Origin of the sequence: Pseudomonas sp. LW8, assembly GCF_041956865.1 — a bacterium.
GTDB lineage: Bacteria > Pseudomonadota > Gammaproteobacteria > Pseudomonadales > Pseudomonadaceae > Aquipseudomonas > Aquipseudomonas siliginis.
In genome coordinates, this window is sequence record NZ_CP168138.1 from 3,204,276 (window position 1) to 3,216,606 (window position 12,331).

Here is a 12,331-nt window from a genome sequence, read left to right on the forward strand (position 1 = left end):
GGTGACGGCCATTTCGCAGTTGTTGCTCCCGGCTCGTTCAAGGAAAACCCGATGGTTCTGCTGGTTGAAAATCAATACCTCGAAAGGGCTGACCATGCTGAATAATCACAATGAGCCTCTTGTTGATGCGCAATGTGAGGTGATCAGAAAAGCGGGCGATGTAGAGCCGTTTCCGAGTGGAAAAATTACCTATCTCGCGCCCTTGCCATTACCAACACAAACGCCACCCTACGGGCCTCATATAGGGGTACTAAACAGTGTTTACATGGACTTCGGGTTGGGAAACCCGCAGGTATTTATGTGGCAGATGACTTTAGGAGGACCGTTCAGTGGCACATTCATGATCGCGTTTCTATATCCACTGGTGGGAGGCTTTATTGGGCTCATGTTTGGAGATAACTGGGAGTTTATTCAGGAAATTATTGAGGGTGTTTTTCTTGCCCTTTACAAATTGGCGTTATTAACGGGTTTTATGGCCTTGGGTATCGGCCTGGGCGTCTGGCACCACGTCCACAAAAAACGCCTCTCCCTCATCCCAACCCGCTTCAACCGCCAACGCCGCGAAGTCTGCTTCATGCCCGAAGGCGCCACCGAGCCGGTTTTTGTCCCGTGGGAGTCGCTCAGCGCGTGGATCATCGAAGCCAAGGGCGCCACCCAGTTCGGGATCCATCGCCAATACGGTATGGGCATCGGTTTCTACCAAGGTGAAACCCTCATAAGCCAGGAATTCCAATGCGCCGGCCTGGAGCTCGCGATCAGCCATTGGGAAGCGATTCGCGGTTACATGGAGTACGAGGTCAACGACCTCAAATCGATTCAGGATTTGCAGGATCTGCAAGGCCCGGACGACCCACCCCACGAAGGCCTGCATACATTCCACAATGCCCGCGCGCGGATGCATCAGGAGATCCATGAAGGCCGCCGCTCGCGGTTGTCGGGGTTCTTCTGGTACCTGTATCACGTCATGACCCTATGGACGATTCCCAACCGTCTGCTCGAATGGGAAATTCGTCGGCTGGAAAGAATCGGCAAGCAGGCGGTGCCGGAAGTCATGCGCGAATGGTCCGAGCCATTGCCGAAAGAGCAATGGGCCAAGCCGAGCGAAGAGTTGTTGCGGATGAGCGAGCTGGTGCGGCAGATGCACAGACGCCACCCGCATCGGCCGATTACCGAAATATTCGCCGCTGCCGGTGCAAGCAGACACGCGACAAGGCAAGGGGCGTGATTTGCCAGTAAACTCCCCTCCTTTCGCCGCCCGTTCTTCTTCGCGGCCACCCTCTTGATCAAAATGCGGAGTCCACCTTGCGTCTGTTCCACACCTCCGACTGGCACCTTGGGCAAAACCTGCACGGCCAGGAGCGCGATTTCGAGCACGCGTGTTTTCTCGAATGGCTGCTGCGCCAGTTGCACTTGGCGCAGCCGGATGTGCTGCTGATTGCCGGCGATATCTTCGATACGGTCAATCCGCCGGTCAAAGCTCAGGAACGCCTTTACGACTTCATCGTCAGCGCTCACGAACAGCAGCCGTTGCTGACCATCGTGATGATCGCCGGCAACCATGATTCCGGCTCGCGGATCGAGCTGCCGGCGCCGTTGATGCGGCGTTTGCGCACTCACGCATTGGGTCGGGTGCTGTGGCTGGATGACGGGCAGCTCGACGCCGAACGTTTGTTGCTGCCGTTGCCGAATGCGCAGGGAGAAATCGCCGCGTGGTGTCTGGCGCTGCCGTTTTTGCGCCCGGCGGAAGTCACTGGCGCGCATCTGGGTGACAACTATCTGCGCGGCATCGGTCAGGTGCATGAATGGCTGATCGCGGCGGCGAATGCCAAGCGTCAGCCCGGGCAGGCGTTGATCGCTATCAGCCACGCGCACATGGCCGGGGGCTCGGTATCGGAGGATTCCGAGCGCAGCCTGATCATCGGCAATGCCGAAGCGCTGCCCGCCAGCCTGTTCGGCGAAAGCATCAGTTACGTCGCCCTCGGCCATTTGCACAAGCCGCAGAAGGTCAACGGCGAGGAACGCATCCGCTACAGCGGCTCGCCGATTCCGCTGTCGTTCTCCGAAATCGGTTATCAGCATCAGATTCTCGATGTGGTCCTGGACGGTGAAACTCTGGTCAGCGTCGAGCCGAAACTGATCCCGCGCTCGGTCAATCTGCAGCGCATCGGCCCGGCGCCGCTGGCCGAGATTCTGCTGCAACTGGCCGACCTGCCGAACATCGATCTGCTCGCCGAAACCCAGCGCCAGCCCTGGCTCGAAGTGCGCGTGCGCCTGGATGAGCCGCAGCCGGATCTGCGCCATCAAGTGGAAACCGCACTGCAAGGCAAAGCCGTGCGACTGGTGCGCATCGCCGCTGAATACGCCGGCAATCGTGGCGCCGATGGCAGCGATGACGGCAGCACGTTGATCGAACTCGACCAGCTCACCCCGCAGGAATTGTTCAGCCGCGCCTGGCTCGACAATTACGGCAGCGAGGTCGACGAGCAGACGCTCAAGGACTTCGCCGAACTGCTGCAGGACGTGCAACTGGAGGGCGAGCAGCCATGAAGATTCTCGCCATTCGTTTGAAGAACCTCGCCTCGCTGGCCGGTCCGTTCGAGATCGATTTCACCGCCGAACCGCTGGCCAGCGCTGGTCTTTTTGCGATCACCGGCCCCACAGGCGCTGGCAAGAGCACGTTGCTTGATGCGTTGTGTCTGGCGCTGTTCGGCGCCGTACCGCGCCTGAACAACACCGGTCGCGATGCCAAAGTCCCCGACGCTGACGGTGAAATCGCCACTGGTGACCCGCGCACCTTGCTGCGGCGTGGCACGGGTGAAGGCTATGCCGAAGTGGATTTTGTCGGCGTCGATGGCCGCCGCTATCGCGCGCGCTGGGAAGCCAATCGTGCTCGCGAGAAGGCTGGTGGCAAACTCCAGGCCAGTCGGCAGAGCCTGCGCGACATCGATCAGGATCAACTGCTCGCCAGCCAGAAAGGCGAATACAAAACCCAGCTGGAAGCCGCGCTGGGCCTGAACTTTGAACAGTTCACTCGCGCTGTGCTGCTGGCGCAGAGTGAGTTCAGCGCGTTCCTCAAGGCTGACGACAACGACCGCAGTGAACTGCTGGAAAAACTCACAGACACCGCGCTCTACACCCGCCTCGGCCGCCGCGCTTTCGACAAGACCAAAGAAGCCCGCGAAGCGCACAAGCTGTTGCAGGATCAGGCTACCGGGGTAACGCCTTTGGCGCCGGAAGCGCGCGCCGAACTCGACGAGCGTTTCAACACCGCGCAGCAACAGATGAAGGCGCAACAGGCGCAGCTCAAACAGCTTGAGCAACAACACGGTTGGCTGAAGGATTTGCGTCAGTTGCAGGACGCGCAAAAAGCCGCTAGCGAACAACTGCAAACCGCGCAACAGCAATGGCAGGCACTGGCCGGCGAGCGGGTGAAGCTGACGCGTCTGGAACAGCTTGGCCCGCAACGCCACCAGTTCGCGCGCAAGGCCGAGCTTGATGCGCTGCTGATGCCACTGACGACGCAGATTGCCGCGCACACCCAACAACACGCCGCGTTGGGCGAACGCCAGACGCAACTGGCGCAAAACCTCGATACAGCAAAAGTCGCCCTCAGCGAAGCACAACAACGCCAGAGCGAAAACGCGCCGTTGCTGCGTCAGGCATTCGAAGAGCAAAGCACCCTCGCCCGTCTGATCAAGGACACTGCCAGCAGCGCCGAAGCCCGACAAACCGCCGAGCAAGCGTTCAAGGATGGCCAGAGCGCGATTCAGACCTTGCAGGAAAAACAGGCTGAGGTCGCCGAGCGTTTGCAACGCATCGCCACCGAGCTTGAGCAGAGTGCGCATCTGGCGCCGTTGAGCGATGCCTGGAGCGCCTATCGCGACCGTCTGCAACAGCTGATGCTGATCGGCAACCGCATGATCAAGGGCCAGACCGAACTGTCGTCCCTCGAACAGAACGCCGCGCGCAGTGCTGAGCAACTAGCCTCGCACAAGCAGCAACTGGAAGTGCTGTTCAAAGAGGCTGGCGCAGAGCCGGACGCAGTCGCCGAACAGATCGGCCTGCTTGGCACCTTGCTGCAGGACAACCGCAAACAGCTGCGCGCAATCGAAGACCTGTCGCGCCTGTGGGCGTCTCAGCAGGATCTCGACAAGCGCAGCGCCGAGTTGCAACAACGTCAGCTCGACGCGCAGCAGCAACGTGAACGTCTGACCCAGGACGGTGTGAAAACCAAGGCCGAACTGACCGTCGCCGAGCAGACCCTCAATGTCACTCGCGAACTGCTCGAGCGTCAGCGGCTGGCGCGCAGTGCCAGTGTCGAAGAGTTGCGCGCGCAGTTGCAGGACGATCAGCCCTGCCCGGTCTGCGGCAGCAACGAGCATCCCTATCATCAGCCCGAAGCTCTGTTGCAAAGCCTTGGCCGTCACGATGAAAGCGAACAGGCCAACGCCCAGCAAGTGGTCGATCAGCTCAAGGAAAAACTGATTGAGCTGCGCGGCGAAGTCGGTGGCGTGATCGCGCAACAGAAAGAATTGCTCCAGCAACAGGAACAACTGGCGGCGCAACAACAAGCCCTGGCGCCGAGCCTCGACGCGCATCCGCTGGCCGCGCAACTGTTCAATCAGGACGCCGACAAACGCGACGCCTGGCTCAGCCGCCAGACCGAGCAGTTGAACCAGAGCATCACTCAAGACGAACAACGGCAAAGTGCCCTGCTCACCTTGCAACAGGACGCGGCGCGCTTGTCGCAACAATTGCGTCAGGCCGAAGTGGCGCATCAGCAAGCGACGCAACAGCTGAGCCATCAGCAGCATGAACTCAACAGCGACCGTCAGCGTCTTGAAGAAGAACTCAGCGCGTTCGGTCCGCTGCTGCCGGCTGACACCCTCGAAGCACTGCGCCTGGAGCCGGCGGCAACATTCATGCAGTTGGATCGGCAGATCGCCGAGCGTCTGGCCCAGCTTGAGCAGCAAAAGGAAGAGCTGAGCGAACAGCAGCAACGCCAGCAGACGTTGGAGAAAGAACAGGATCGCCAACAGCTGCGCACTCAGCAACTGCACAGCGCCGAGCAACAATTCACCGCGCTGACCGAGCAGCAGCAAAGCTGTCAGGAAAAGCTCGCGCAGTTACTTGGCGAGCACAGCAGCGCCGAGCATTGGCAGCAGCAGCTGGAACACGCGGTGGAACAGGCGCGCGTCGCCGAAACCAGCACCGCTGAGGAGCTGCAAAGCGTGCGCACGCAGCTGGTGCAGATCGCAGCCGAACTCAAGTCTCAGCAGGATCGCCTGCAAGCATTGGAGGCTGAAGAACAGGCACTCGCCGGCAAGATCGCCGATTGGCGCGCCAGCCACCCGGAACTGGATGACAGCGGCCTGGAAGACTTGCTGCGCTTCGACGACGCGCAAGTCGCCGACCTGCGTCAGACCCTTCAGCACAACGAAAAAGCCATCGAACAGGCCCAGGTCTTGTTGCAAGAGCGCGATCAGCGCCTGCTCGATCACCAGGCCCGGCAGGACGGCAATCTTGACGCCGAACAGCTGGACAGCGCCCTCGCCGAGCTGCAAAACCAGTTCGCCGTCAGCGAACAGCAGTGCGCCGAACTGCGCGCCGAACAGGCGGAAGACCAGCGCCGACAGAACGCCAATCAGACGTTGGCCCTGCAGATCGCTGACGCCTACGCCGAGTATCAACGCTGGGCGCGACTCAGTGCCTTGATCGGCTCGGCCACCGGTGACACCTTCCGCAAGATCGCCCAGGCGTACAACCTCGACCTGCTGGTGCATCACGCCAACGCGCAGCTGCGCCAACTGGTCAAACGCTATCGCCTCAAACGTGGCGGCAGCATGCTCGGCCTGCTGGTGATGGACACGGAAATGGGCGACGAACTGCGCTCGGTGCATTCGCTTTCCGGCGGCGAGACGTTCCTCGTATCACTGGCGTTGGCGCTGGGTCTGGCTTCGATGGCGTCGAGCACGCTGAAAATCGAATCGCTGTTTATCGATGAAGGCTTTGGCAGCCTTGATCCGGAATCCTTGCAACTGGCCATGGACGCGCTCGATGGCTTGCAGGCGCAGGGACGCAAGGTGGCGGTGATTTCCCACGTGCAGGAAATGCACGAACGGATTCCTGTGCAGATTCAGGTGCGGCGCCAGGGCAATGGTTTGAGCACGCTGGAGGTGAAATGAACACGCTGTATTCCTTCCGCCGCTGCCCTTACGCGATGCGTGCGCGAATGGCGCTGCGTTATGCGGGCGTGCCGGTGGAGATTGTCGAAGTCAGTCTCAAGGACAAACCGGCGCAGATGCTGGCGCTCTCGCCCAAGGGCACGGTGCCGGTGCTGAATGCCGATGGCGTGGTGATCGATGAGAGTCTGCAGATCATGCGCTGGGCGTTGGCGCAGAATGATCCGGATGATTGGTTGCTGGCCGGTGATTCGTTCGCGGCGCTGTGGATGGAGAAACTGATTGAAGGCAATGATCAGATTTTCAAATCGGCTTTGAATCGCTACAAGTACGCCGAGCGTTACCCTGAGCAGCCGATGGAAGCTTATCGAGCTGAAGGTGCGTTATTTCTGCAGAAACTGGATGAGCTGCTTGAAGGACGTGACTACTTGCTGGCCGATCATCCGAGCCTCGCCGACATCGCCCTGCTGCCCTTCGTCCGGCAGTTCGCTCACGTTGATCGAGAGTGGTTCGCGCAGACGCCTTATGTTCGCTTGCAGGCCTGGTTGCAGCGCTTGCTCGAATCCGAACTGTTCACCTCGATCATGAAGAAGTAACTCTCTCTCTCTTGATCGTTCCCACGCTCCGCGTGGGAACGCAGCCGGGGACGCTCCGCGTCCCATTGGAATGCGGAGCGTCCCTTGAGGCATTCCCACGCAGAGCGTGGGAACGATCATTAGGCCAGTGCTTGGCACATGCCCAGCGCCATGCAATCCACTTCAAACGGCCCGAGAAAATCCACCGCAACCTTGACCGGTGGATTGCCGGCCATCAGGCCCAGCGTGTTGGCTCGTTCAATGTTGTGCGCGATGTTGTGGTTGGCCTCTATGGCCCGGGCCAAACCGCCCACCGAGCCTTGGCCAAACCCCAAGAGTGAGGCGCCGTTGGTCATCAGCGCGAGGCTGGCGATGACCCAGAGTCTGTAGCCTTTCATGCGCCGCCGACTCCTGCGAGTTCGGCCCTGTCGACCATCGCGCTTTGCGAGCGCAGTTCGAACTGGATGCCGGGGTGGGCGACGTCGATCGGGGCGTCGAAGCTGTGTTCCATTTGCGCGCCGATGCTGACAAATAGCACCACGGCCAGGTACAGACCGATGGCCAGGTAGGCGCCGCGTTTGGCGGAAGTGAGGATTGCGCTGGCCATGGTGTTCTCCGTGGGCAAAGGTTTCGATGGCCACAGAATCAATCAAAAAAGCCGAAGCAACCACTCAGGGTTTGCAATGGTGAATATCAGCTTCGTTGATTATTTAGCGGCTCTATTTGCCGGCGAGAGAAAACCTATGAGTGGAGAACGCGTACGCGCGTAGGAGCTGCCGAAGGCTGCGATCTCTTGTTTGATCATTCCCACGCAGAGCATGGGAACGATCAAGATCGCAGCCTTCGGCAGCTCCTACAGGAGAACGGTGCGCTCAGGCTTGGGTTTTGTGATCCAGCGCGGCGTAGAAGTTGGCGCTTTGTTGCAGGTATTTCTGGGTGTAGCTCTGGGTGTGGGATTTTTTGCTGGCGATTTCGACGTTGGCACCGGCTGGCAATACCACGGTGGCAGAAATGGCGGAAGCGGCGATGACGGAGAAGAGATTGAAATTCATGGCGGTAACCCTCGTGTTCGTTTGCTTGGTTTGCCCGGTCGGGCTGTGAAACAAACGTAACGCTCGAGGGTTGCTCGCTTGAAATCTTTTGTAGCATTAGCCGATATCAGTGCAATTAATACAACGATGCAGGCCCCGCAGAACGGGGCCTGTGGCTTATTGTCGCACTACAAACTTCAGATCGCTTGGCGCGTCCATCGGCAGTTTTTGCACGGTTTTGCCGAGCAGACCGGTCTTGGTATCGCGTTCGACGACGACAATCTGGTTGCTCTTCTGGTTGGCGATCAAGACGAATTTACCGCTCGGATCGAGAGCAAACTCGCGCGGGTGATCACCCTCGACCGAGCGCTTTTGCAGCTCTTTGAGCTGACCGGTCGCAGGATCAATGCCGAACACTACGAGTTGATTGGCCGTGCCGCGATTGCTCACGTAGAGAAACTTGCCGTCAGCCGAAGCATGCAGCGCCGCGCCGGCTTTGTCCGAGGTTGGCTGGCCCGCTGCAAGATCGACCAGTTGCGTCTGGGTCAGCACGCCGTCGTTGTAGTCGAACACCGCAACCTGCGCGCTCATCTCCATGGTCAGCCAAGCGTGTTTGCCATCAGCGCTGAACAGCAGATGACGCGGGCCACTGCCGGCCGGCAAGGCTACCGAGGCGGTTTTTGCCGGGGTCAGCGGCAGGTGTGGATTGGCCTTCGGGTCGTACTGATAGATGAAAACCTTGTCCGCTCCCAAATCATTGGAGAACACATAGCGCCCGTCCGGCGACGACACCGTCGAGTGCACATGATTGGAAGCCTGACGCTCAGGGTTGACCCGACTGGCCGGGTGGCCGCTCATCTGCACCACCGGTTTCAGCTGGCCGTCGGCATCGACCGGCAATACCGCCAGGGTGCCGCCCGGATCTTCCATCACTGAGTAGTTGCTGACGAACAGGTGTCTGGCATCAGCGCTGAGGCTGGAATGGGTCGGCTCGTTGCCCAGGCTCTGCACTTGATTGATCAGGCTCAGCGCATGGGTCTTCGGGTCAATGGCGAAGCTGCTGACGCGGCCGACCGGATCGGTCTGGCCCGGGCCGTTTTCGTTGACCACGAACAGGCGTTTCTGGTCTTTCGAGAGGGTCAGCCAGGACGGGTTTTCGGTCTTGACCACTTGCAGCGGCTTGGCGTCGATCTGGCCGGTGGCGCTGTCGAACTGCATGCGGTAGATGCCCTGGCTGGAACCGGCGGTGTACGAGCCGACCAGCAACTGCAAGGTGTCGGCGCTGGCGCTGGAAAGCCCCATCGCGCCGACGCTGCCGGCCATCAGCAAAGGCCAGAAATTACGCATCTTCATTATTGTCATCCTCATCGTCGCTGCTGCTGACTACGTCGGCGAGGCACACCAGACGATGCTCGCCCGTGGTCTTGGTGTCGCTGGCGTAACCGACGATCAGCCAGCTCTGCAGCGTCTCATCGAACGTCGCTTGCGCGACCTGCGCCGGGGTGAATTCCCAGTGCTTGGCTGCACGGCCATCAATGCATTCGATGTGCAGGTTATCGTCCTCGTCGAGGGCGAATTCGAAGGCGTGCAGGCCATCGATTTCGACCATACCGCAGTGTTCGAGGGCGTTGAGAAGGGTTTGGGCAGTCATGGCAAACAGTCTTTCTAGGGGGGAAAGGGCCAATGATAGCCCAATGTGATCCAGAGGCCCCTGCTGGAACCTCTGTGGGAGCGAGCCTGCTCGCGAAGACGGTGTGCCAGCTAACAAATAACTGGCTGATATTCCGCGTTCGCGAGCAGGCTCGCTCCCACAGGGGACATCGGCTTGGCGTTAGATCGCCTCACGCGATGGCTTGCCATCCACCAAACGCTGAATCCTCAGCGGGTTGGCGTTTTTCAGTGGTTCGGGCAGCAAGCTGTCCGGGTAGTTCTGGAAGCACACCGGGCGCAGGAAGCGATCGATCGCCAGCGTGCCCACTGACGTGCCGCGCGCATCGGACGTCGCCGGGTACGGGCCGCCATGCACCATCGAATCGCACACTTCGACACCGGTTGGATAACCATTGAGCAGGATGCGCCCGACTTTCTGTTCCAGCAGCGGCGTCAGTTCGGCGAATTGCTCGAAGTCAGACGGCTCACCAATGATCGTCGCGGTCAGTTGACCGTGCAGGCCGTGCAGCGCTGCGCTCAGTTGTGCCTGATCGGCCACTTCGACGATTACTGTGGTCGGACCGAACACTTCTTCCTGTAGCACTTCGTCACCGTTGATCAACAGGCTGACATCGGCCTTGAACAACTGCGGCTGCGCTTGGTTGCCCTGCTGCGGATTGCCGGCCAGATGCTCGATGCCGCTGTGCGCCAGGAGCTTTTCCAGGCCTTTGCTATAGCTGCCGAGGGTGCCGGCGTTGAGCATGGTTTGCGCCGGTTGATCGCCGATTGCAGCGGCGACTTGCTCTACAAACGCGCTGAACTGCGGTGAGCGAATACCGATCACCAGACCTGGATTGGTGCAGAACTGACCGCAACCCTGCACCACCGAAGCGGTGAGGTCGCGCGCGACGGTTTCCGAACGCGTGGCCAGGGCCTGCGGCAAGACGATCACCGGGTTGATGCTCGACATCTCGGCGAACACCGGGATCGGTTGCGGACGTGCAGCGGCCATGTCGCACAAAGCGCGACCGCCCTTCAGCGAGCCAGTGAAACCTACTGCCTGAATTGCCGGATGCTTGACCAGCCATTCGCCGACGCCGCCACCGTAAATCATGTTGAACACGCCAGCGGGCATACCGGTTTTTTCTGCGGCACGAATGATCGCGTCGGCGACCAGTTCAGCGGTGGCCATGTGGCCGCTGTGGGCCTTGAATACCACCGGGCAACCGGCTGCCAGTGCTGCTGCGGTATCGCCACCGGCAGTGGAGAATGCCAGCGGGAAGTTGCTGGCACCAAACACCGCAACCGGGCCGAGGCCGATGCGGTACTGGCGCAGATCCGGACGTGGCAGCGGCTGACGATCCGGCAGTGCCAGATCGATGCGCGCGCCGTAGAAATCACCGCGACGCAGGACTTTGGCGAACAGACGCATCTGCCCGCTGGTGCGACCGCGCTCGCCCTGAATGCGTCCGGCGGGCAGCGCGGTTTCGCGGCAGACCACGGCGACGAAATCGTCGCCAAGCGCATCCAGTTCATCCGCGACCGCATCGAGGAACTGCGCGCGACGTTCGGCGCTGAGGCTGCGATAGGTCGGGTAAGCCGCAGCGGCAGCCTTGGCGGCGGCATCGACCTCTTCGGCCGTGGCCTGGATGAAATCATGCGGCAGGGCATCGCCAGTGCTGGCGTCGACCGAGTGCAGTTTGACGCTGCCGGCGGCGCTGCGCTGACCGCCGATGTAGTTGTGACCGAGAATCTGAGTCATGGGATCTCCTTAAAGGGTGCCGATGCTGTCCGGTTCAAAAGCCGCCTGAACCGGTGCGATACCGTTGACCAGCGCAGCGCCGAAGTCGGCCTGGCTGATCTCGAACGTGTCGCCCGGCTGGGTACGGATGCCGTCGGCAAACGACAGGGTCGCAGTGCCGAAAAAGTGAATATGCACGTCGCCCGGACGCAGGAACTGACTGTATTTGAAGTGGTGGTACTCGAGGTTCGCCAGGCTGTGGCACATGTTGGCCTCGCCACTGAGGAACTCGTTCTGCCAGAGCACTTCGCCGTCACGCAGGATTCGGCTGGTGCCGGCAAGGTGTTGAGGCAATTCACCGGTACGAAGTTCCGGGCCATAACTGCAACTGCGCAATTTCGAGTGCGCCAGGTACAGGTAATTCTTGCGTTCCATGACGTGATCGGAGAACTCGTTACCGACGGCGAAACCGAGGCGATACGGCTTGCCGTCGTTGCCGATGACGTACAGGCCGGCCATCTCTGGCTCTTCACCGGCGTCTTCGGCGAACGGCGGCAGCGGGAACGCCTGCCCCGGACGCACGACAATGCTGCCGTCGCCCTTGTAGAACCACTCCGGTTGCACACCGGCCTGCCCCGCCGCCGGTTTGCCACCCTCCACGCCCCATTTGAAAATGCGCATGGTGTCGGTCATTGCCGCTTCATCGCCGGCCTGCTGGTGCATCTTGTCGCGGGCCGAAGCACTGCCGAGATGGGTCAGACCAGTACCGCTGACCAGCATGTGTGCCGGGTCCGGGTGATCCAGTGGCGGCAGGATGCGCAAGTCTTTGAGCAACTGCCCATAGTCGTGACTGGCGCCGAGGCCGAGGCTTTGTACTTGCTGCTCAAGCGAGTTGCCGGCCTCGATTGCCGCCAGGGCCAGATCACGGACACTGCGGGCGTCCTCGACTTCGCGGACCTGACCGTTGTCGACCACGCCGACCCGGCGCTCGCCGTTGGGTAATTCGAATTGAACCAGATGCATGATTTTCTCCTGTTCCATCAAAAACGCCGCTATCCCCTGTGGGAGCGAGCCTGCTCGCGAAAGCGGTGTACCGGTCACCAGCAGTGTTGAATGTGATGGCCTCTTCGCGAGCAGGCTCGCTCCCACAGG

At 60.5% G+C, this 12,331-nt stretch carries 11 protein-coding genes; 4 read left to right on the plus strand and 7 right to left on the minus strand.

Annotated features, from left to right (window positions below; all coding sequences use genetic code 11):
* The first annotated feature begins 64 nt into the window (after positions 1-64).
* The 4 genes from AB9L16_RS14465 to AB9L16_RS14480 all read left to right on the plus strand — a co-directional run bounded on the left by AB9L16_RS14465 (position 65) and on the right by AB9L16_RS14480 (position 6,778).
* A complete protein-coding gene (locus tag AB9L16_RS14465) occupies positions 65-1,225 on the plus strand; it encodes a hypothetical protein (RefSeq protein WP_315434762.1) in 1,161 nt (386 codons plus the stop codon).
* Positions 1,226-1,302: 77 nt separating this feature from the next.
* Positions 1,303-2,547, plus strand: a complete 1,245-nt coding sequence (locus AB9L16_RS14470) for an exonuclease SbcCD subunit D C-terminal domain-containing protein (protein ID WP_056789434.1) — start codon at positions 1,303-1,305, stop codon at positions 2,545-2,547.
* Entirely contained in the window at positions 2,544-6,185 is a 3,642-nt protein-coding gene (locus AB9L16_RS14475; protein WP_375122293.1) for an AAA family ATPase, read from the plus strand. The genes AB9L16_RS14470 and AB9L16_RS14475 overlap by 4 nt, the downstream gene beginning before the upstream one ends.
* On the plus strand, positions 6,182-6,778 hold the full coding sequence (locus AB9L16_RS14480; protein ID WP_252886338.1) for a glutathione S-transferase: 597 nt from the start codon (positions 6,182-6,184) through the stop codon (positions 6,776-6,778). The genes AB9L16_RS14475 and AB9L16_RS14480 overlap by 4 nt, the downstream gene beginning before the upstream one ends.
* A 119-nt stretch (positions 6,779-6,897) precedes the next feature.
* Here the strand turns inward: AB9L16_RS14480 and AB9L16_RS14485 are convergent, their stop codons facing one another.
* The 7 genes from AB9L16_RS14485 to araD1 all read right to left on the minus strand — a co-directional run bounded on the left by AB9L16_RS14485 (position 6,898) and on the right by araD1 (position 12,202).
* A complete protein-coding gene (locus tag AB9L16_RS14485; RefSeq protein WP_016775000.1) occupies positions 6,898-7,155 on the minus strand; it encodes a hypothetical protein in 258 nt (85 codons plus the stop codon).
* On the minus strand, positions 7,152-7,364 hold the full coding sequence (locus AB9L16_RS14490; protein WP_039763920.1) for a hypothetical protein: 213 nt from the start codon (positions 7,362-7,364) through the stop codon (positions 7,152-7,154). Before AB9L16_RS14490 ends, AB9L16_RS14485 begins: the two co-directional genes overlap by 4 nt.
* Positions 7,365-7,629: 265 nt before the next feature.
* Positions 7,630-7,809 (minus strand): hypothetical protein, encoded by a 180-nt coding sequence (locus AB9L16_RS14495; RefSeq protein WP_016775003.1) that lies wholly within the window; start codon positions 7,807-7,809, stop codon positions 7,630-7,632.
* Between the two features lie 156 nt (positions 7,810-7,965).
* On the minus strand, positions 7,966-9,141 hold the full coding sequence (locus AB9L16_RS14500; protein ID WP_236169619.1) for a lactonase family protein: 1,176 nt from the start codon (positions 9,139-9,141) through the stop codon (positions 7,966-7,968).
* Positions 9,128-9,439, minus strand: a complete 312-nt coding sequence (locus tag AB9L16_RS14505; protein ID WP_252884354.1) for a DUF5629 family protein — start codon at positions 9,437-9,439, stop codon at positions 9,128-9,130. Before AB9L16_RS14505 ends, AB9L16_RS14500 begins: the two co-directional genes overlap by 14 nt.
* 180 nt (positions 9,440-9,619) lie before the next feature.
* The gene (locus AB9L16_RS14510) at positions 9,620-11,200 is read right to left on the minus strand and encodes an aldehyde dehydrogenase (NADP(+)) (protein WP_375122294.1); all 1,581 of its coding nucleotides are present in this window, start codon (positions 11,198-11,200) and stop codon (positions 9,620-9,622) included.
* A gap of 9 nt (positions 11,201-11,209) precedes the next feature.
* Entirely contained in the window at positions 11,210-12,202 is a 993-nt protein-coding gene (gene araD1, locus AB9L16_RS14515) for an AraD1 family protein (RefSeq protein WP_252886340.1), read from the minus strand.
* Between the last annotated feature and the right edge of the window lie 129 nt (positions 12,203-12,331).